The following is a 19,898-nucleotide window of genomic DNA, read 5'->3' on the forward strand; positions in this document are numbered from 1 at the left end:
ATCAAGCGATCATCTAATTTGATGTTGTGGAACTTTATCGCCTATAAATGTGAATTCGATTATTTATCTTATTGTCCAAAATTATATATAATTTATGGATACTAAATATTATTTAGACCAAAGACACAATTATAACGACAAACGGCCATTTTTTCAAAAAATCAGATCATTTTATTTCCATCCTCCACCTAAAGCTCTGTATAAATTAACTAAAGCTTGCAGTTTTTGAAGATTATCATTGATTCCGTTTAATTGTGCTGTCAAAAGATTTTGCTCTGAAGTCAATACATCTGTATAATTCGTAGCCGAGCTATATTCCAAAAGCTGTTGTGTAAAATCAACCGCTTTTTCTAAAGCATCAATTTGTTTTTGTCTTGAGTCTTCTTTTTCAACTGCCATTTGATACGAATACAAGGCGTTTGAAACTTCCTGACCAGCGATTAAAAGACTTTGCTGGAAATTATTATAAGCCTGTAATTGTTGTGACTGTGCCGTTGTCAATCTCATTTTATTCAACCCCTGATTAAAAATGGGTCGCGTTAAACCTCCAATTATAGAGTAAAAAATCGAATTGGTAAAAAAGTCTTTCAACTCTAAATTCGAGAATCCGTCGCTTGCAGTAAGAGTTAAACTTGGATAAAAATAAGTTTTTGCCAAATTTGTTGATTCAAAAGCCACTCTGAAATTAAATTCCGCTTGACGGACATCTGGACGATTTTCCAACAGTTGAGAAGGTACTCCAACAGCAAGAGTTTCTGGAATAACCTGTGTTCCAATTTCACCTCTGTCAATTGGTCCTGGAGCTTGTCCTAATAAAATATTTAGAGCATTTTCCGTTTCACGAATGCTTTGCTTCAAATCTGGAATTAAAACTTCAGTTGCATGTTGGTTTGCTTCACTTTGAACAACCGCGAGCACCTGTAACAATTGCGCCTTCTTTTAAAGCTTTAATTGTTTCCACGTTTTTGATACGGCTTTCTAATGTTTCTTTCGTGATTTTTAATGATTCATCGTACGACAACAATAAAAAATAATTGTTAGCAATATCTGAAATTAATTGTGTTTGAACTGCCTGTTTTGCCGCATCTGTTGCTAAATAAGATGCCAAAGCCGCTCTTTTAGAACTGCTTAGTTTTCCCCAAATATCAGCTTCCCAAGAAGTACTTAAACCTAACTTATACGTTGTCGTTAAGGTATTGATATTAATTCCCGGAGGAAAGTTAAGTCCAGCTTCAGATTGCTTCGTATGTGTTGCATTTGCATCCAATTGTAATGTTGGATAATAGGCTAATTTACTTTGACGTAAAGAAGCTCGTGCCTGCACAATATTCTCAATGGCATTTTTCAGGTTAAGATTTTGATCTAAACCTTTCTGAATTAATGCATTTAGTTTTTGATCTTTAAAAACACTCTGCCACGGCATATTAGCAATCGTAGTTGAATCGGTAGAAACCTCATCACGATAAAGCTTATCTGTCGAGAGTGTAGTTGGGCGTTCGTACTTTTTGGTAATCGAGCACGCACTTAAAAGTGCGGCTGTGATTACCATAAGAATATATTTATTTGAACTATTCGTCATCTCTGTTTTTAATTAAATTTTACTCTTTATGAGCTTCTAATAAATGAATTTCCTCGTCATCATCATCGTCGTCGTCATAACCATCCTTTGCGGGACCGCTTATTTTTTCCTGTAAATTTTGGAATATGATAAATAGAACCGGAATAACGAATACTCCTAAAATGGTTCCAATTAACATACCTCCTACGGCTCCAGTACCAATCGATTTGTTTCCAACTGCACCTGCTCCAGAAGCAAACATCAACGGAACAAGTCCTAAAATAAAGGCAAAAGAGGTCATCAAAATTGGACGTAAACGTGCTACGGCTCCTTCGATTGCTTGCTTGTACAACGGGCAGACCTTTACGTCTTCTGTCCAAAGCAAATTCGACAATCAAAATACCGTTCTTGGCAAGAAGTCCAATCAACATGATTAAGGAAATCTGTAAATAGATATTACTATTCAATTTGAAAATAATCGAGAACAAATACGCTCCAGCCAATCCAAACGGAATGGAGAATAATACCGCAAACGGAAGAATATAACTTTCGTATTGAGCACTTAATAAGAAGTAAACGAAAACCAAACACAAAATAAAAATGAAAATCGTTTCACTTCCAGAAGCTAATTCCTCACGTGTTAATCCAGAGAATTCATAACCATAACCTGCCGGCAGATTTTCTGCGGCAACTTCCTGAATAGCTTTAATAGCATCTCCAGAACTGTAACCTGGTTTTGGTGCTCCTGTAATTGCAATAGACGTAAATAAGTTAAATCTCGAAATAGATTCTGGTCCAAAAACTCTCGTCATTTTTACAAACTCGGTAATTGGCGCCATATTTCCTGCACTATTACGAACAAATATTTTATTTAATCCTTGTGTATTTGTTCTAAACTCTGGTGTCGCCTGAATCATTACACGGTATTGCTTTCCGAATTTGTTGAAATTCGAAGCATACAATCCACCATAATAACCCTGCATGGTTGACAAAATCGTGTTTACAGAAACTCCTGCATCTTTCGCTTTCGCTAAATTAATATCCATCATATACTGAGGGAATCCAGGATTAAATGGCGTTGTCGCGTATTGTATTTCTGGACGTTCTGCCAGTTTTGCAAGGAATTCGTTATTTACTTTAAAGAACTCAGCTGTACTATGTCCTCCTTTATCCTGTAATTGAAATTCAAATCCACCACTTTGACCAAAACCTTGAATGGTTGGAGGCGAAATAAAGAATATACTAGCCTCACGAATACCGCTTGTTTTAGCGAAAAGCTGTCCAATTACGTCATCAACACTTAAATCACGCTGATCCCAAGGGTATAACTTCACAATAACCATACTGTAGGCACTACCCGCACCTGCTGTAAAGTTCTGCCCCACAATACGAAGTGTATTTCTAACTCCTGGAATAGTCTTCGCAATACTGTCTACTTTTTTAGCCATTATATCAGAACGTTCCATAGAAGCTGATGGCGGTAAACTAATGTTAGCAAAGACAGTTCCCTGATCTTCCGAAGGAACGAAAGCAGACGGCGTAGTTTTCATCATATAAAATAAGGCCAAACCAGCGATCAAAATCGAAGCTAATACAATCCATTTTTTTACAGAAAGGAAACTTACTGAACGTTTGTATCTTTCGGTTACATTATCAAATGCAACGTTAAATGAGGTATAAAAACGCTGTAAATAACTTTTATGTTTATGATCGTCTGCATGCGGTTTTAGTAAAAGCGCACACAAAGCTGGACTCAGCGTCAAGGCATTTACTGCCGAAAGAATAATCGCAACTGCCAGTGTAATACCAAACTGTTTATAGAAAACCCCTGTTGAACCTGTAATAAAAGTTACTGGAATAAATACCGCGACCATTACTAATGTAATCGAAATAATTGCTCCTGAAATTTCGTCCATTGCATGAATAGTCGCTTTTTTAGCCGATTTATAACCAGTATCGAGTTTCGCGTGAACGGCCTCGACGACGACAATTGCATCATCGACCACAATACCAATGGCTAGAACCATCGCAAAAAGTGTCAATAAGTTAATGGTAAATCCGAATAAATTCAGGAAGAAAAATGTTCCTACAATCGCAACTGGAACCGCAATAGCTGGAATTAATGTTGATCTAAAATCCTGAAGGAAAATAAATACCACGATGAAAACTAATATAAAGGCTTCGATCAAGGTGTGAATTACTTTTTCAATAGAGGCATCCAAATTTTCGTTGACATCCACCATAATGGTATATTTCATTCCTTTTGGAAAACTCTTTGTCGCTTCTTCAATCAACTTTTTAGAATTGATAATTACGTCACGTGCATTAGATCCAGGAGTCTGGCTGATTGCCATCGTCGCCGATTCTACTCCATTTGTTTTAATCGTTGATGAATAACTCAAAGATCCTAACTCAACTTTAGCAACATCTTTAAGACGAAGCATTTGCCCATTTCCAACAGATTTGATAACAATATCCTCAAATTCCTGTGCACTTGTTAAACGACCTTTGTATTTAATTACATATTGAAAAGCTTGATCTCCGTTTTCACCAAATTTACCTGGTGTCGCTTCGATATTCTGCTCTGCCAAAGCGACCGAAATATCGCTTGGAATCAATTTGTATTGTCGCATTATGTCTGGTTTCAGCCAAATTCTCATAGAGTAATCTTTTGCACCAAATACGGTTACGTCTCCCACCCCAACTACACGCTGAATCTGCGGTACAAGGTTGATTTTAGCATAATTTTGAAGAAACGTCTGATCGTAAGCTTTGTCATCACTGTATAAAGAGAAAATCAACAAGTTACTACTCTGACTCTTGGTTACTGTAACACCCGCCTGAGTTACCTCAACCGGCAATAAACTTGTTGCTCTAGAAACCCTGTTTTGAACGTTTACCAGCCGCTAAATCTGGATTTGTTCCTACTTTAAAGAAAATTTTGATAGAAGCGTTACCATCATTAGTTGCTGTAGAAGTCATGTAAGTCATGTTTTCTACACCATTAATCTGCTCTTCCAACGGAATTACAATACTTTTTAGTACCACATCTGCATTGGCTCCTGTATAACTTGCCGCCACGTTTACGGTTGGCGGTGCAATATCTGGATATTGAGAAATAGGTAACTCAATTAGGCCTAAAACACCTAAAATGACAATAATAACAGATATTACCGTCGAGAGTACAGGTCTTTGTATAAATTTTTTAAACATTTTTTTTATTTTAAGTCAGCATAAACCGTTTCTGGTTTTTGATTTTGAGCTTTAATCTCACTTCCTTCTTTTAAAGAAGCTACTCCTTCTAATACAATTTCGTCTCCTGCTTTTAAGCCTTCTGTTACTACGTAATAATTTCCTGCTGAATTGTCAAGGATCGTAATATTAGCATTTCTTGTTTTTCCGTCTTTTCCTAAAACTACAGCGAAAATTTTATCCTGAAGTTCAAAAGTGGCACTTTGCGGTACAATTATAGCATCTTTCACATCAGTTGGGATACGAACTGTTGTGTCGCTTCCGCTTCTGATAATTCCTTTTGAATTTGGAAAACGAGCTCTAATATTAACAGAACCTGTCTCTGTATTAATCAATCCGTTTACGGTTTCGATATGCCCTTTTTCATCATAAGTTGATCCATCAGAAAGCAATAAAGAAACTGCCGGCATACTTTTGATTTTTTGTGCTAGAGATGCTCCTGTAGTATTGTTTTGAGTAAAGTTCAAAAGCATTTTTTCGTTCATTGCGAAGTAAGCATAAACATTTCCAATACTTGAAACTGTTGTTAAAGGATCTGCTGTATTAGAACTTACCAAACTTCCTAAACGAAATGGAATTGAACCTACAACTCCGTTTACTGGACTTGTAACGGTTGTATATCCTAAATTGGTTTTAGCATTTACTAAAGCGACATTTGCTTGTGCTAAATTTGCCTGAGCCGACTCATAAGTATATTGTGCCGATTCTAAATCGTATTTACTGATGATTCCTTTTTCAACCAAAGGTTTTACTTTATTTACAGCCAATTTAGCGGCGCTTAAATCTGCTTGAGCACTTTTAATACTAGCTGTAGCCGTTCTTACTTGTCGCTCATATTCTGGAGCACTGATTTTAAATAAAGGCTGTCCAGCTTTTACAACTGCTCCTTCATCTACAAAAATTTTATCAATGTATCCTTCAACTCTTGGACGGATTTCTATATTTTGCTGTCCTTGAATACTAGCTGGAAAATCGCTGTTTAATGTAGCTGATTCCGGCTGTAATGTCACAGTCTTATACTCTTTTATCTGTGGTGCGCCGCTGGCCTGAGCCGATTTATCATTTTTACCGCATGAAGCGATAATAATTGATGCTTGCGAGAATACTTAAAAATGATTGCTTATTCATTGTGAAAAATGTGTAATTATCGATTATATGAATACAAAATAAGTAAAATATAACAAGCAAAAAATTTCAAATAGACGAAGAGTAAAAAATAATCGATAAAGGTACGTTCACAACCGATGGTTTTTTTAAAATATTAAACAAGTGTTTAATTTTTGACTTATCGGCTCTAAAATGCTTTTTAGAGACTCTGAATCCGCATTGGGCGATTGCTCAAAATTTACGTTCAAATAAACTGTAATATTGCCATTAAAATCACAAATTGCAATGACACCAACCTTCTTTAGACCCTATTTATTTACCGGATTACACATACTGGGATGGTTTTTACTAGGGTATCTTATGCTGTTTTATATTCCCCTAACTTGGAATGTAGTGCTTCCGTCAGCATTTTGGCTTTGGCAGAGCATTATACTATTTTTACTGATTGTTGTTTTTTATTCCACAGCAAAAATCATTGTCCCTAAAACCATCATTAAAGACAATACATCGCTATTTTTATTTTGGGCATTTTCAGCGATTTTCAGCATGCAGATAATTGCCTATTTTTATACTTCTCAAACAGATCTTCACAATCAAATTAGTAAGGCAATTGGTTTTACAAAATACAGAAATCCTTATTTCGATAATTACGTTTTTACCCTTACGCTTTTGGTTTTAGGAATAAGTACCAGCTGGGCAATGCTTGCAATATTGGCAGAAAGCCGCACAGCACAAACAAAAATTGGAACAAGATAAAACAGTGGCAGAATTAGCGATGCTGAAAGCACAGATTAATCCGCATTTTTTCTTCAATTCACTTAATAGTATTTATTCGCTTACTTATACTGATATAGAAGATTCTAGAAATGCACTGCATACTTTAAGCCGTATGATGCGATACTTACTGTACAGTACCGAAGGAGAAAGAACAACTTTATTAAAAGAAGTAGAATTTCTAAAAGATTTTATTGCTTTAATGAAACTTCGCGCCAACAGGAAATTGACTATTACTACAGAAATCCCTGAAAAACTGCACGACTACCCAATTGTTCCAATGTTATTATTACCTTTAGTAGAAAATGCTTTTAAACATGGGGTTCATGCCACTGATAAAAGCGAAATACACATTAAACTTTCACAAAAAGATACTGAGCTTGAATTTGAAGTAGAAAATACTTTCTTCGAAAAAACAAAAGTTTCTGATGAAGGCGGAATTGGTTTAACAAATACCAAACGAAGATTGCATTTGATTTATCCAAATCATCATATTATTACGTTTGGAGTTACCGATCACGGAACATATAAAATTAAATTGAAAATAACTTTAGAGCAATGACCATATTAAAATGTATAGCAGTAGATGATGAACCGCTGGCTTTAAAACTCGTAGAAACGTTTATACAACAGACTCCTTTTTTAGAATTAATTTCTTCCTGTGACAATGCTGTAGAAGCTATGGGCGTCATTCGGGAAACGAAACCAGATATCGTCTTTTTAGACATTAATATGCCCAATTTAACGGGAATGGAACTTGCCAGACTTATACAAGATCAAGCTGGGCCATTACCAAAAATCATTTTTACAACTGCTTACAATCATTACGCAATTGAAGGTTACAAAGTAAATGCAGTTGATTATCTTTTAAAACCTTTTAGCTACGAAGAATTTCTGCGTGCATCCAGCAAGGTTCTACAATTATCTGAAGAAGCTAATAATCAGTTTCAAAACATCGCGACCGATGATGAATTTATCTTCTTAAAAGTGGAATATCAATGGGTGCGAATTTCACTAAAAGATATTTGCTATATCGAAAGTTTGAAAGATTATGTAAAAGTACATCTTGAAGATTCTCAAAAAGCTCTATTATCCCTTATTTCACTTAAAGCTTTGGAGGAAAAACTTCCGTCTTCAAAATTCATGCGCGTTCACCGTTCTTTTATCGTTTCTCTCGATAAGATCAGCGCTATTAGTAAAAATTCAATTTTTATAGATAAAATAGAAATTACCGTTGGCGAGCAATACAAAGAAGCCTTTAAAATAGTTGTAGATAAATGGCTTAAATAAAATTATAATTATAAAAAAAATGGAAAAAAGATCAAACAAATATTACTTGACATTAAGTCTTAAGCAATATGCAAATGGCGAAACTGAGCCTGCAAAAGAACTAGGAATCGAATTTGACAATCACGATGAAATTTTTAATATCATTGAAAAAATCAAAGAAAAGAACATTTTTGCCGATCAATCAGAGGCTGTTCAATTTGCTTTGGGATTAAAATTATTCAGCGAAATCAAATTAAAAAATCGAAAAAATCCTCTTTTTGACGAATTAAATGAAGTTTTTCCAATTTTCATGAAGAAACTAAAAAGTCTATAAAAATTCCTTTAAAAGCGGGACTTCCCACTTACTAAATTTTACAATTAGATTGTTAAATTTTCTACAAATAAAAAACAATCTAATTCTTACCAGCAATATTTTGCAAGCGTTTTTCCGTTAAAAATAGTGCATGTCCCACTAGATGCTTTTCCAAAAGAAGTTTAATTTCTATTCTGAAATTATTTTGCTTCATAAAAATGGCGTTAGCATTTAGGCAATCTTAATTGAAAATAAAACTGGAGAATTACTCTTAAAGCAAACCTCTTTATTTAGTAATTCTCTTTAAAAAATATTCTCTTTTGATGTGTTTGGGATAATGCAAAAATTATTTTCTAACCATTAAAATGAAGCATTATGATAATCAAAAAAAGTATTTTTCTTCTTGCTGGAATTTTAGCTTTAAGCGACTGTTCCAACAATGATAATGATGATGATACCAACGTTGGACCAACTGGTCCGCCTGTAGAAACTGGTACAGCAAATACAACTTACACTCCCGCATTTTCTGGACAAACACGCGCAGGAAGCATTCAAACTACAACAGAAATTGAATCTAAAGTTATCACCAACGGTTTAAGCGCTCCTTGGGGAGTTGCCTATCTTCCTGACGGTCGTCTTTTAGTAACAGAAAAAGCAGGTAACATAAAAATTGTCACCCAAGCTGGAGTAATTAGTACTGCCTTAACAGGAGTACCAGCAGTAAATCCAGCAGATCAAGGTGGTTTACTTGGTATTTGCCTCGATCCTGCTTTTGAAACAAACCGAATGATTTATTGGACATTTTCTGAAGCTGTTGCTGGTGGTAATATTACCGCTGTCGCTAAAGGAAGACTGGCAAATAACGATGCCGCAATTGAAAATGTAACCGTAATTTATCGTTCTAACACGCCAAACAGCAGTACACTTCACTACGGAAGCCGTGTTTTATTTGACAAAAGTGGAAATTTATTTGTAAGTATTGGCGAAAGATCTGTTTTGCAAACACGTCCGCTTGCGCAGGCTGTAACCAGCAGTTTGGGTAAAATTGTACGTATTACAACTGGAGGTCAAGTCGCTTCTGGAAATCCAGCATTTACACAAACGGGATCTTTACCAGAATTATACACTATTGGACATAGAAATCCGCAGGGATTGGCTATTCATCCAACAACTGGAGAATTATGGCAGAGTGAACATGGACCAAGAGGCGGTGACGAACTTAACAGAATTACTGCTGGAGCAAACTACGGATGGCCAACTATTACGTACGGAATTGAATATGGAGGAGCCAAAATTGGCGATGGTATTACACAACAGACTGGAATGGAACAGCCAGTTTATTATTGGGATCCAGTTGTTTCGCCAAGTGGTATGACATTTTATGCAGGAAACCGTGTTCCTGAATGGCAGAATAATCTTTTTATAGGTTCTTTAAGCGGGTCACATATTGTTCGTTTAGCAATTAAAGACAATAAAGTGGCTGGAGAAGAAAGATTATTGGCCGGAGAAGGTCAAAGATTTAGAGATATTACACAAGGAAAAGATGAAGCATTATACGCCGTAACCGATCAAGGAAGACTTTACAAGATTGATAAAAAACAGAATTAAGTAAACTTGTTCATTATACATGCCAAAAAACGCCCCAATTGGGGCGTTTCGTATTTTAATGAATTATTTTGTTTCTGGTTTCAAGTTTCAGTTTAGACGTTAAGTGAGCAACTTGAAACTTTAAACCTGAAACTTTAAAAACATATTTTTTAAGCTTTTGCTTTTCTTTTTACAGTACAGCCAATTTCTTTAGTTTGTGTAACTGCTGGTTTTTGGCCACTTTTTAGAGAAGCAATAACCTCCTCAGCATATTTTACTTTGTCTGCTTTATTTCCTTCTGGATCATTGTCGATTGCTCCAACGTACTCTACAACATTTCCTTTTGCCGTTTTAGAAACGATAAATACATGCGGTGTGCGTTTTGCTCCATACTCGTCTGTAATTTTTTGTCCTGGGTCAAATAAATATGGGAAAGGATATTTTTTATCTTTTGCCAAATCCTGCATTTTAGCAAAAGTATCTGCTGTAGAAGCTTCAGGATCGTTTGGATTAATTGCAATTACAGGATATCCCTGCGGTCTGAATTTTTTATCTAAATCAATAATTCTTTGTTCGTAACCAATTGCATACGGACATGTATTACAAGTGAAAACAACAATAAAACCTTTCGCATCTTTGAAAGTTCCAAAAGAAACTTCTTTGTTGTCTACATTTTTTAGTTTAAAATCTGGTGCTTTATCCCCTGCTTTTAAGGTTACTGCATTTTGCGCCTGAGAAAGAAAGGCAGAAAATGCCAATGCTACTAATAAGATTATTTTTTTCATGGTTTACGGATTTATAGTTTTTTATATTCAGTTACTAATTGTTCGTATGTAAATTCACTTTCAACAAATTTTCGCTTGTCGCCCTTAATGAAAAGCGTGGCTGGAATACTTCCTGACCAGCTTGGATCTATTCGGTCAATAAATTCTTGCGGACTGCTTTCGTTTAATAGAAAAACTTGGTTTTTTAAATTTTTCTTTTTCACAAATGGAATTACGTTTGAAGTCAGTTTTGATTTAAAATCAAGGCTTACCAATAAAACAGCCAGTTTATCTGATTTATTTTCTGCACTTAGTTTTTCAAAATGAGGTAACTCTTTTATACATGGAGCGCACCAAGTTGCCCAAAAATTGACCACATAAGTACTGTCTTTTCCGTTTTGAATTCTCTCATTTAACTGATCGATAGTTAAAAGCTTTACATTCTGGCTAAACCCTGAAACGGAAAAAAATACTAAATAGAAATATATAAAGAAAAGACTTGATTTTCATGAGCTACAACGCTTTAGGATTAATTTGTGCCTTACAAATATAAAATAATGAAATCTTACTTTTTGTTAATAAAAGTTTAATGGAGTTTTTTGAGACACAAAAAGTTTACAATTACAAATTATCCTGTGGTGTCCACATCTTAAAAAACTTAAACATTTTAGGATATTCTTCCCGAGGCACAAATGCAATACAAACTTCTCTGTTTTCTAATGAAGATTCTGTTAATACAATATTATCCATTTCTTTCTGTGCATTTATAAATTCTTTTTCAGAAACAATACAGACCACTTTCTTAAATATTCCATTTATCCAGATCTGCATATTGTCATTGTGTTCAAATTTTCTGAAACACGCTAATGAAGCATGCGCTGTTATTACAGGCACCAGTTTATCTGGAGTGTCCTGTTTAATTAAAATATACATTTTCATATTAATCTTTATCTATATTTCAACTTTAAAAGGATAGGTAAAATCGGCATTATAAGATGGTTTTTCTACAGCAGGTTTTAATATAAATTCAAAAGTTGGTTCCATACTTTCAAATTCTTTAATTTCTCCTGAAACTGTTTCTATTTCTACCTTTTGTTTGGTTAAACCTGCTAAAATGACAACTGAATACCAGCCGTTTGCCAAATTAATTTCTGTCTGTTTAAATTTCTTTAAAGCTTCAACTTTAGCTTCTGTAAAATCTCTTAAATACGGCATTGTAAATAGATAAATTCTGTTATTTACTACTTTTAAACAATATCCGTCACGTTGATGCCGTACTTGATTTTCTGGTTTTAATAATTCAGGTATTTCATCAGACAAATTAAAATAAACTGTATAGGGATGATTTTCAACTCCTATAATTGGTACAATTACACCTTCTTCCACAACCTCCTCTCCTGTTTCCTCTGTAGTGAATTCTGTTAACAAATCATCGGGTAAATTATTTTCTATCTTATACTGCAATAGATAATCGGGATCTCCTAAAATGAAATAATCCATCAAATCGTTTAATACTTCTTCAAATTTGTATAAAGCCATGCAATTTAGTTTTAATTAGAGTTTGCTTCTTTTCCCCATATAATAGCTGTATTCGTTATCGAATGCATAACCTCTTTCGTCTATCACTTTAAAATGAAAATCATTCAGACTTTTGCTTTTGATAACCTTTACCTCATTGCTGATGGTTCTCACAAAATAAGCAAGTTTATCATCTTTAGCATAAAAAGCATTATCACATTCCAAATAATATGTTCCATTCAGACAACCTTCCAAAATCTTAAAAGTTTTTGGATTTGCGTCGGGAATTATTTTCCCTTTAAAGAATACATAATTTTTATCCATTCCTAGATTTCCAATACGTTCTGGATAAGGAATAGTAAATGAGTCGATCTTAACATTCTCAACCAAATTTACATCTGCAAAATATAATTTGTTATCAACCTCAGCATAATAATCATTTAAGTACTTGGCTTTACTCCAATCAAAAGGCATTTGATCATTATGGCGGTAATAATTTCCATTTGAAAAAACATATCCCTTATCAATATCAATAACCTTAAAATCTTTTGGATCTGCATTTTCTAAAATACAGAAACTACAAAATGCACTCTGTAAATAAATATGATTTTTATCTGCGAAATAAATCGTAGAAGCATAATCATCAACTGTTTCAGCATTATTTGCAATAATCTTAAAATTCTCGAAGTCGATAATTTTATAAAATTTCTTAAAGACTTCACTCTCATAAAAAAGTATAAAACTATTATCGATGATCTTATAACCGTAACCTAAATCTTTAATCATAACGTTAGCTTTTCGTATTTAAGATTGTCCCCAGTAAAAACTACAATTATTAAAATTTAGTTCCTTAAGATCCTCCTCGTCAATTAATACACTAAATACACCTTCTTCATTAAATCCGTTTTCTCCAATTTGCAGTAATACTACTTTATTAGAATTAACAATTTCTAATATTTCTTCTTCGTGTAACTGGCAATGTGTAAAAATTCCGAAAATCTTGGAAGTTTCACTTCCCTGAAAATAGTCCCATAATACTCCATCTTCATTGGCATCATCTTCCTCGTAATCATCTTCAGGCTGTCGGTAACGACTAGAAAGTTTTTCTGTTGCGACAAAAACTTCTTTTATCAAAACTCCCTCAAAAAAATGATCTTCATGATCTTTTACTACTCTTACCAATTCATCGTTTTCAACATCGGCATATACAACCATACCTTTATCTTTTATTATATCGGCAAAAAAGAATAGATGTCCCGTTTTAGGTAAAAGTCCAGATGGATCATGCGGTGCAATTTTCTTCAAATCCAACTGAGTCGCAAAACGTAAATCTTTTGGATATTCAAAATCTTTTGGAAGATCTGCAATTGGTCCGCCGTAACGGGAATGTCCTATAGGAATATCAATCGTGCCCGCTTTCACCAGCAAACCATCTTCTAATAATATATCCGGCATTTCTAAACTGTCTCCATAGTAATGTTTTGTTCCAGGACGAAGTTCAATAATATCAAATGTCTGTTGTATCATTTGGTTTAATTTTATAGTCAACTTTATTTATTTTTTTCTTCAACTCAAAAAAAGTTTATTAGAGTCGCTCTTCATTATGATCTTCATCATCATCATAGGAAAGATAGGACCAATCGATATCCAACTGCTCCAGAATAGAATCAAAACGTTCTTGATTACTGGTTCCGATAAAAGCACCACTGCAATTAGTATCTTTATCGAAAGAAAGACTAATTACATCGTAAAATTGATCGGTATAAACTTTTTGATTTTCTTTACTGATTTCAGGAATTAGAGTATAATTTGCTTTGCAATAAAATTTACAATTTCTGGCTCTACTTCTCCAAAATAGTTTCCATTATATGGAAGTCCACCCAAAGTCCCATTAAAAACAGCCATCAATAAAAAGAAGTTTTCAATTGATAAAGTTTCAATTTCCCAATGCGATTTTTCAATAGTATCATAATTGCCATAGATTGGCGGATTATCCTGTAGTAAATCTTCTTTTTTTAATTCCCCAGAAAGCCGCGTTTTGATGTTCTTCATAAAAAACAAGAAAGCCATCATCTGAAAATCCGACTTCATTTTCAGGCTTTAAAAGTCTATTAAAGCTATAATTAAGATTTTCTTCTATACCTAATTCTAAATAATATTCTTTAAATTTTATGGGAAGTTCTATGTCGAGTTTTTTCTCAAGAGTAAGAATTTGATTTTCTGAAAATCCGTAGTTTTTGTTTTCAGAAAGATCGTAAAGGCGTTTAATCTTTTGGATATAATTCATTTGAGGCTTTTAAATTTTTATCAAATGTGAAAATACATAATTAATTGTAAGATTGCAATTACTTTATAAATCGATTTCTAACTTTTTATAAAAATAATAATTCATTAAAGTTTGAATTATTTTCTAGTCATGTTTTCTTGACTAATTGACTCGTTACAAAATTCAAAGGAAATTTGTAAGAAATTTAAATTTCGAGAGTGCATAAAACGTCTATGAAAATACTGTCGCTGTTGTTAATCTTGATTTACAGCACAAGCTGTCAATCGCAAACGAATTCAAAAATGAGTAAAAATCAAACAAATCCATTATTGTGCCATCCTGTAACTGGGACGTGTGAAATGCCTATAAGTGAAAAATCTATTGAAACGTCCACTATTTTAGCCGAAAATAAACCAATAAAAATTATTTATTACACAGATCCTATTTGTTCCTCTTGTTGGGGAATTGAACCACAGCTTAGAAAACTAAAACTGGAATATGGCGATTATTTTGACATTGAGTACAGAATGGGCGGTCTGCTTCCAGATTGGAGTTACAACAGCGGCGGCATTAGTAAACCCTCTGACGTCGCACATCATTGGAATGAAGCTAGTTTACATTATGAAATGCCGATTGATGGAGATGTCTGGCTTGAAGATCCGTTAGATTCTTCTTATCCGTCATGTATAGCTTTCAAAGCGACACAAATCCAGAGTGAAGAAAAGGCGGTAAAATTCATGAGAATCCTTCGCGAAAAATTATATCTCGAAAAGAAAAACATAGCAAAATGGGAAAACATCGCCGAAGTCGCGAAAATTGCTAAACTTGATATAGAAAAGGTAAAAGCTGACTATGATGGTGATGCCAAAAAACTCTTTCAAGAAGATTTAAATTATGGAAAAACTCTTGCAGTAAGAGGTTTTCCAACTTTGTTTTTCGCTGATGCACACAATAACAAATTAACCGTTTACGGATCTAAGCCTTATGCTTCTTATGAAAATGCTTTGTTAGCTTTATTTCCAGAAGCTAAAAAGAAAAACATTTCAAATACAAATACCTTAGCCGTGTTCGAAATATATCCTACGCTGGCGCCAAAAGAGTATGCTGTAATCCACGATATTTCTGTTAATGATGCAAAAATTATTCTAGAAGAATTATACGAAAAGGGGAAACTAAATAAAACGTCTATAAAAAACGGAACGCTTTATATTAAAAAGTGATTTTAGATAGTAATTTCTGTTAGATAGGAACATCTCATAGGTTTTGTTTCGTCTCATAAGGTCGTTTGGTTAACAAAATGATTGTTTTTAATTATTGTCATTTAAATAATTCAAACGTTCCTACGGAACGACAAAAACGGATAAATATTCAATTTTCTACCAATTAAATGTTCCTAAGGAACAATTATTAATATTGCTTAAAATAGAATCCTCGTATTAATTTCCTGTTATTCTATTTATTTAACAACAATTAAAAAATAAAAATATGTTTCATAGGAACATTTTGTCGGTAGAAAAAAAACAACGTTTTTTTTTGTCGTCCCGCAGGGCGTTTGGTTTACAAAATTGATTGTTTTTAATTTATTACATTAAATAATTAATAATTCAAACGTTCCTACGGAACGAAAAAACGGATAAATATTCAATTTTCTACCAATGAAATGTTCCTACGGAACAATTATTAATATTGCTTAAAATAGAATCATCGTATTAATTTCCTCTTCTTCTAAAAAAAAATTAAACCAAAAACATGTTCCATAGGAACATCTCATTGGTAGAAAAAAAAATGTTTTTTTTCGTTTCGTCCCGTAGGGACGTTTGGTTTACAAAATTGATTGTTTTTAATTTATTGACATTTAAATAATTAATAATTCAAACGTTCCAACGGAACGAAAAAACGGATAAATATTCAATTTTCTACCAATGAGATGTTCCTACGGAACAATTATTAATATTGCTTAAAATAGAATCCTCGTATTAATTTCCTGTTCTTCTAAAAAACAATTAAACCAAAAACATGTTCCATAGGAACATCTCATTGGTAGAAAAAAAAATGTTTTTTTTCGTTTCGTCCCGTAGGGACGTTTGGGATTATAAAATTGGCTCTTTAAAAATATATTGAAGATCATATTCTATTTCAAATGCTTTTAACTGTTTTTGATATTCTTCCAAAAATGTTTCTTTTTTATGATGTTCTTCTTGATTTTGGATATATCGAATTACATTCGGAACATGGCTTCTGGAATACGAAAAAGCGCCATATCCTTCTTGCCAGGCAAATCCTTTGGACAATTTCTCTTCTTTAATCCATTTACTAGTCTCTGTTTTAATATTTTGAATTAGAGACGAAATAGATTGTGTTGGACGCATACCTATAAAAATATGAATGTGATCTGGCATACTATTTATACAAATCATTTTATGATGATTTGATTGAACAATACCAGTTATGTATTTATGCAATCTATCTTTCCATTCATTTGCAATTAATGCTTTTCTGTACTTTACTGCAAAAACAAATTGTACGTGTATTTGTGTATAGGTGTTGGCCATAATATATCAAACGCTTTTTATAGAACGATAAAAAATAATTTCCATTAATAAAATTTTCCGATAGAACATAATTGAATTACAGCAAATTTCTATTAACTGAATAATTCACATATCTCATAAAAGCCATTAAAATATCATTTTAAGTCAAATCGTTTTATCCAAAAAAAAAGCCATAATGAATAAACATTGTGGCTTTGTGTGTATAATTACAAAATTTTAAATCTCTTCTAAAATCAATTCAGCGACGGCATCAATTGCCTGATTTATTATACTTTCTTGATTTCCATCAAATTCGAAACGTCTTGCTATTTCTTTATCTGAAAATATAATATGGATAAAAATAGTTCCTACGGGTTTTTCTTCAGTCTCGCTTCCGCCGGGCGTGGTAAGTCCCGTTAAACCGACACAAATATCTGAATTGATATATCGATAAAAATTCTGTGCCATTAGTTGTGTAACTTCTGCAGATTCTGCGCTGTACTTTTCTATAGTTCCCCAAGGAATATGCAGTAAGTCTTCTTTCATTGAAGAATGATAGCAGACCATCCCTCCTATTAATATTCGTCCGGAATTAAAAACGGTCGAAAACTCATAACACATTTTTCCAGCAGAAGCACTTTCTGCAAATGAAATAGTCAAATTATTTGTTATTAGAGCTTGACAGCAGGCGGTAACTTTCTCAGATGCCATATGATTTAGATTTTGATTAAACCTTTATAGATCAAAAATAAACTGTTTGCTGAATGCTGATCTTACATGATTTCTTATAATTATTATATTATAAGTAACTGTTAATTATGCGACTATAATTAATTTTCTTGTAAGGAGTTTTTTGTATGTCCTCGTTAAATTTGTAAAACATGTAAAAATGTCAAAGCCTTTAATGCTAAGCAAGAATTAAATTAAGGGCAGATATTGATATTATGAACTCCGAGGCAAAAAATAATAATCTAAAAAATAGTATTATGGAAAAGCAAAAAAACCATGATTATGGTCAATTTGACCCTGATTATATAGATCAAAATACTCTTGTAGATGGAACTTATTCAGTTGAAGATGAATACAAACAAGAGCTTAAAAGAGATAATGTAGAGTTTGGACAAAGTGATCCCGACGTTTACGAACAAAATACACCAGTTGACAATGATAACTATGCGCTTGCAGAAGATCCGTATAAATATCAAGAAGAATATATTGGTAACAACGACTTCATCGAAGACGTTACTGATCAGGAAACTGTAAAGGCTGAAAATATTCCGAATGAGGAAAGAATTATCAATGAAGATGATGCCATTACTAATGATGACACGGAAAGTGATTTGAACGATGAATACGATCCTGAATTAGATTTGGAAAATGATGTCGAAAAGGACGGTGATCTAGACAACGAAGAAGAACTTGATGATTTTGATGCAGAGCATTATCCAGAAAATCATCCTAGAGAATAAAAGATAATTGGCTTATAGAGGTTTATAAAAAGAATCATTTATGACTATAGCAACTCAAATTGTCTGGCTTTTTGTTTTAGCAATTCCAATTGCATGCATCAGCTGGACTGTAACACACGAAGAGATTTTTAGAGAACCGCACGAATGGTGTGTCAGACGTTCTAAAAATGACAGATTTTTAGTAACTAGAAAGTTCTTCTATCTCTTTACCTGTGAGTATTGTTTTAGCCATTATGTCACAATCGCATTTTTGATTCTTTGTGATTATAAACTTTTGTTAAATGATTGGCGGGGCTATATTTTGGCAGGGTTTTCTCTGGTTTTTATGGCAAACGTCTATATGAGCCTTTTTGCTTTATTACGTCAGGCAATTAAAAAGGAAAAAGTTGAAATCGAGAAAATCGAAAGTGAAACTGAAATCGAAAAAGAATAAAATTAAAAAGTATAACTAAACAAATTATTATCATGGAGAATTTAAATTTCATAGATCCATTATTGCACGGAATTACACCAGAGAGTCAATCTCCTAATATTTCGGTTAAACAAATGTTATGCGCAGGAGTTGGTGCACTTTTAGCTTCTGCAGTTCTAAAAAAAACAGGTCATACAAAAGCTAGTGCAGTTGTAGGAAGTATTGCACTGCCTATAATAGTATCAGCTTGCTATAAAAAGTTCAATCAGGTTAGTAAAGATAAAATTGATGCTAAATCTAGCAGTGGGATTGAATACAATCACTAAAAATCAATCTCATATCATAAAAAAAGAGCACTAGTAGTGCTCTTTTTTTATGTCCTGAATTTGCTCAAATTAAGAAATATTACCTTCTACCCAATTTAAAGCTTTATTAAATTCTATTTTTTTGTAACCGCGAAATTCTCCTGGAACGATATAACTAAATCCGTTTGTAAAAGATATAATTTCTTCTGTATCTGTAACTATTGTCGCTCGATTCCATTTTCCCAAATGTTTTAATCCGAGAAGTGCATCTTCAAGCCAAGCTCCTGCCGTAAAGTTTTTAATATCTGTGTCCAAAACCAATAAAAAATTAATTTCGTTTATCTGCTTAACCAAATGCTCAACAGCGGGAACAACTGCTGTTAAGAAATCTTCTTTTGTTACTTCTGCCAATGCTCTAAAGGCAACAATATTATCTGTAGTATCTATTTGATGTATCATAATGTGTAATACTTATTTGAGTTATTTTAATATTTGTTTCGATTTTATTTTTATTTTAAGAAAAATCTTAACGTAAAACTTAAAAATCCAACTCAAATATACTGATTATACAGCAGTTAGATATTATATTTTATCATTTGTTTCTTATAGTTTTTTAAGTCCGATAAAATTCATTTTTATATAATTCATTGATTATCATTCAATTTTTACTTCTTTATTTTTTTGAAAAATAAATTTCGAAATTTTCTTGTGATTCTTGCTTGCGTGAGGGATAGCGACAAACCGCCGCCGTGGTGCGAATAGCCCGACAGCAT

The 19,898-nt window shown here is 33.2% G+C and carries 22 protein-coding genes and 1 pseudogene; 9 read left to right on the forward strand and 14 right to left on the reverse strand.

Annotation, left to right across the window (positions count from 1 at the left end):
- Window positions 1–171: 171 nt before the first annotated feature.
- From ACZZ95_RS23080 to ACZZ95_RS23095, 4 genes and pseudogenes are all read right to left on the reverse strand, one after another.
- On the reverse strand, window positions 172–918 hold the full coding sequence (locus tag ACZZ95_RS23080; protein WP_463470866.1) for a TolC family protein: 747 nt from the start codon (window positions 916–918) through the stop codon (window positions 172–174).
- The gene (locus tag ACZZ95_RS23085) at window positions 896–1,579 is read right to left on the reverse strand and encodes a TolC family protein (RefSeq protein ID WP_463470867.1); all 684 of its coding nucleotides are present in this window, start codon (window positions 1,577–1,579) and stop codon (window positions 896–898) included. The genes ACZZ95_RS23080 and ACZZ95_RS23085 overlap by 23 nt, the downstream gene beginning before the upstream one ends.
- Window positions 1,580–1,598: 19 nt before the next feature.
- Window positions 1,599–4,771 (reverse strand): annotated as a pseudogene (locus ACZZ95_RS23090) (efflux RND transporter permease subunit).
- A 5-nt stretch (window positions 4,772–4,776) separates the two neighbouring features.
- Complete coding sequence (locus ACZZ95_RS23095) at window positions 4,777–5,820, reverse strand: efflux RND transporter periplasmic adaptor subunit (protein WP_463470868.1); 1,044 nt, start codon at window positions 5,818–5,820, stop codon at window positions 4,777–4,779.
- A 382-nt stretch (window positions 5,821–6,202) separates the two neighbouring features.
- On the opposite strand from ACZZ95_RS23095, the gene ACZZ95_RS23100 reads away from it, so the two are divergent.
- The 5 genes from ACZZ95_RS23100 to ACZZ95_RS23120 all read left to right on the forward strand — a co-directional run bounded on the left by ACZZ95_RS23100 (window position 6,203) and on the right by ACZZ95_RS23120 (window position 9,881).
- A complete protein-coding gene (locus ACZZ95_RS23100) occupies window positions 6,203–6,673 on the forward strand; it encodes a hypothetical protein (protein ID WP_463470869.1) in 471 nt (156 codons plus the stop codon).
- Window positions 6,660–7,253 carry a sensor histidine kinase gene (locus ACZZ95_RS23105; protein ID WP_463470870.1) on the forward strand — a complete coding sequence of 198 codons (594 nt, stop codon included), beginning with the start codon at window positions 6,660–6,662 and terminating at the stop codon, window positions 7,251–7,253. Before ACZZ95_RS23100 ends, ACZZ95_RS23105 begins: the two co-directional genes overlap by 14 nt.
- Complete coding sequence (locus ACZZ95_RS23110) at window positions 7,250–7,981, forward strand: LytR/AlgR family response regulator transcription factor (RefSeq protein WP_463470871.1); 732 nt, start codon at window positions 7,250–7,252, stop codon at window positions 7,979–7,981. The genes ACZZ95_RS23105 and ACZZ95_RS23110 overlap by 4 nt, the downstream gene beginning before the upstream one ends.
- A 19-nt stretch (window positions 7,982–8,000) precedes the next feature.
- Entirely contained in the window at window positions 8,001–8,294 is a 294-nt protein-coding gene (locus tag ACZZ95_RS23115; protein WP_095954532.1) for a DUF3861 domain-containing protein, read from the forward strand.
- Window positions 8,295–8,648: 354 nt separating this feature from the next.
- Window positions 8,649–9,881, forward strand: a complete 1,233-nt coding sequence (locus ACZZ95_RS23120; protein WP_463470872.1) for a PQQ-dependent sugar dehydrogenase — start codon at window positions 8,649–8,651, stop codon at window positions 9,879–9,881.
- Between the two features lie 149 nt (window positions 9,882–10,030).
- Here the strand turns inward: ACZZ95_RS23120 and ACZZ95_RS23125 are convergent, their stop codons facing one another.
- The 7 genes from ACZZ95_RS23125 to ACZZ95_RS23155 form a co-directional block, all read right to left on the reverse strand.
- On the reverse strand, window positions 10,031–10,645 hold the full coding sequence (locus ACZZ95_RS23125; protein ID WP_095954463.1) for a thioredoxin family protein: 615 nt from the start codon (window positions 10,643–10,645) through the stop codon (window positions 10,031–10,033).
- 11 nt (window positions 10,646–10,656) lie between these two features.
- A complete protein-coding gene (locus tag ACZZ95_RS23130) occupies window positions 10,657–11,112 on the reverse strand; it encodes a TlpA family protein disulfide reductase (RefSeq protein WP_463471754.1) in 456 nt (151 codons plus the stop codon).
- Between the two features lie 133 nt (window positions 11,113–11,245).
- Window positions 11,246–11,557 (reverse strand): hypothetical protein, encoded by a 312-nt coding sequence (locus ACZZ95_RS23135; RefSeq protein WP_463470873.1) that lies wholly within the window; start codon window positions 11,555–11,557, stop codon window positions 11,246–11,248.
- Between the two features lie 18 nt (window positions 11,558–11,575).
- Window positions 11,576–12,163 carry a hypothetical protein gene (locus tag ACZZ95_RS23140; RefSeq protein WP_463470874.1) on the reverse strand — a complete coding sequence of 196 codons (588 nt, stop codon included), beginning with the start codon at window positions 12,161–12,163 and terminating at the stop codon, window positions 11,576–11,578.
- Window positions 12,164–12,178: 15 nt separating this feature from the next.
- Window positions 12,179–12,928 carry a DKNYY domain-containing protein gene (locus ACZZ95_RS23145; protein ID WP_463470875.1) on the reverse strand — a complete coding sequence of 250 codons (750 nt, stop codon included), beginning with the start codon at window positions 12,926–12,928 and terminating at the stop codon, window positions 12,179–12,181.
- Between the two features lie 18 nt (window positions 12,929–12,946).
- Window positions 12,947–13,669, reverse strand: a complete 723-nt coding sequence (locus tag ACZZ95_RS23150) for a DUF1963 domain-containing protein (RefSeq protein ID WP_463470876.1) — start codon at window positions 13,667–13,669, stop codon at window positions 12,947–12,949.
- A 270-nt stretch (window positions 13,670–13,939) separates the two neighbouring features.
- Complete coding sequence (locus ACZZ95_RS23155) at window positions 13,940–14,233, reverse strand: hypothetical protein (RefSeq protein WP_463470877.1); 294 nt, start codon at window positions 14,231–14,233, stop codon at window positions 13,940–13,942.
- 477 nt (window positions 14,234–14,710) lie between these two features.
- Between ACZZ95_RS23155 and ACZZ95_RS23160 the strand changes: the two genes are divergently transcribed.
- A complete protein-coding gene (locus ACZZ95_RS23160) occupies window positions 14,711–15,628 on the forward strand; it encodes a DsbA family protein (RefSeq protein ID WP_463470878.1) in 918 nt (305 codons plus the stop codon).
- A gap of 870 nt (window positions 15,629–16,498) precedes the next feature.
- On the opposite strand, the gene tnpA is transcribed toward ACZZ95_RS23160, so the two are convergent.
- Window positions 16,499–16,960, reverse strand: coding sequence for an IS200/IS605 family transposase (gene tnpA, locus ACZZ95_RS23165; RefSeq protein WP_095954459.1), 462 nt, complete (start codon window positions 16,958–16,960; stop codon window positions 16,499–16,501).
- Window positions 16,961–17,176: 216 nt separating this feature from the next.
- Window positions 17,177–17,650: a CinA family protein gene (locus ACZZ95_RS23170; RefSeq protein WP_095954458.1), complete on the reverse strand. Its 474-nt coding sequence runs from the start codon at window positions 17,648–17,650 to the stop codon at window positions 17,177–17,179.
- Window positions 17,651–17,925: 275 nt separating this feature from the next.
- Here ACZZ95_RS23170 and ACZZ95_RS23175 point away from each other — a divergent pair, with 275 nt between their 5' ends.
- Genes ACZZ95_RS23175 through ACZZ95_RS23185 form a run of 3 tightly spaced genes read left to right on the forward strand, consistent with a single transcriptional unit; the run spans window position 17,926 to window position 19,146 of the window.
- Entirely contained in the window at window positions 17,926–18,408 is a 483-nt protein-coding gene (locus tag ACZZ95_RS23175) for a hypothetical protein (RefSeq protein WP_463470879.1), read from the forward strand.
- A 40-nt stretch (window positions 18,409–18,448) separates the two neighbouring features.
- Window positions 18,449–18,841, forward strand: coding sequence for a hypothetical protein (locus ACZZ95_RS23180; RefSeq protein ID WP_095954457.1), 393 nt, complete (start codon window positions 18,449–18,451; stop codon window positions 18,839–18,841).
- Between the two features lie 32 nt (window positions 18,842–18,873).
- Window positions 18,874–19,146: a hypothetical protein gene (locus tag ACZZ95_RS23185; RefSeq protein ID WP_095954456.1), complete on the forward strand. Its 273-nt coding sequence runs from the start codon at window positions 18,874–18,876 to the stop codon at window positions 19,144–19,146.
- Between the two features lie 69 nt (window positions 19,147–19,215).
- On the opposite strand, the gene ACZZ95_RS23190 is transcribed toward ACZZ95_RS23185, so the two are convergent.
- The gene (locus tag ACZZ95_RS23190; protein WP_463470880.1) at window positions 19,216–19,584 is read right to left on the reverse strand and encodes a SpoIIAA family protein; all 369 of its coding nucleotides are present in this window, start codon (window positions 19,582–19,584) and stop codon (window positions 19,216–19,218) included.
- Between the last annotated feature and the right edge of the window lie 314 nt (window positions 19,585–19,898).

It is taken from the genome of Flavobacterium sp. AC267 (assembly GCF_979258715.1).

Bases quoted from the DNA above. Each gene is read 5' to 3' on its own strand.
- ACZZ95_RS23135 (WP_463470873.1), bottom strand. From the start codon at position 11,557: ATGTATATTTTAATTAAACAGGACACTCCAGATAAACTGGTGCCTGTA.
- ACZZ95_RS23140 (WP_463470874.1), bottom strand. From the start codon at position 12,163: ATGGCTTTATACAAATTTGAAGAAGTATTAAACGATTTGATGGATTAT.
- ACZZ95_RS23120 (WP_463470872.1), top strand. From the start codon at position 8,649: ATGATAATCAAAAAAAGTATTTTTCTTCTTGCTGGAATTTTAGCTTTA.
- ACZZ95_RS23115 (WP_095954532.1), top strand. From the start codon at position 8,001: ATGGAAAAAAGATCAAACAAATATTACTTGACATTAAGTCTTAAGCAA.
- ACZZ95_RS23190 (WP_463470880.1), bottom strand. From the start codon at position 19,584: ATGATACATCAAATAGATACTACAGATAATATTGTTGCCTTTAGAGCA.
- ACZZ95_RS23170 (WP_095954458.1), bottom strand. From the start codon at position 17,650: ATGGCATCTGAGAAAGTTACCGCCTGCTGTCAAGCTCTAATAACAAAT.
- ACZZ95_RS23110 (WP_463470871.1), top strand. From the start codon at position 7,250: ATGACCATATTAAAATGTATAGCAGTAGATGATGAACCGCTGGCTTTA.
- ACZZ95_RS23085 (WP_463470867.1), bottom strand. From the start codon at position 1,579: ATGACGAATAGTTCAAATAAATATATTCTTATGGTAATCACAGCCGCA.
- tnpA (WP_095954459.1), bottom strand. From the start codon at position 16,960: ATGGCCAACACCTATACACAAATACACGTACAATTTGTTTTTGCAGTA.
- ACZZ95_RS23155 (WP_463470877.1), bottom strand. From the start codon at position 14,233: ATGAAGTCGGATTTTCAGATGATGGCTTTCTTGTTTTTTATGAAGAAC.
- ACZZ95_RS23160 (WP_463470878.1), top strand. From the start codon at position 14,711: ATGAGTAAAAATCAAACAAATCCATTATTGTGCCATCCTGTAACTGGG.
- ACZZ95_RS23145 (WP_463470875.1), bottom strand. From the start codon at position 12,928: ATGATTAAAGATTTAGGTTACGGTTATAAGATCATCGATAATAGTTTT.
- ACZZ95_RS23175 (WP_463470879.1), top strand. From the start codon at position 17,926: ATGGAAAAGCAAAAAAACCATGATTATGGTCAATTTGACCCTGATTAT.
- ACZZ95_RS23100 (WP_463470869.1), top strand. From the start codon at position 6,203: ATGACACCAACCTTCTTTAGACCCTATTTATTTACCGGATTACACATA.
- ACZZ95_RS23185 (WP_095954456.1), top strand. From the start codon at position 18,874: ATGGAGAATTTAAATTTCATAGATCCATTATTGCACGGAATTACACCA.
- ACZZ95_RS23125 (WP_095954463.1), bottom strand. From the start codon at position 10,645: ATGAAAAAAATAATCTTATTAGTAGCATTGGCATTTTCTGCCTTTCTT.
- ACZZ95_RS23150 (WP_463470876.1), bottom strand. From the start codon at position 13,669: ATGATACAACAGACATTTGATATTATTGAACTTCGTCCTGGAACAAAA.
- ACZZ95_RS23180 (WP_095954457.1), top strand. From the start codon at position 18,449: ATGACTATAGCAACTCAAATTGTCTGGCTTTTTGTTTTAGCAATTCCA.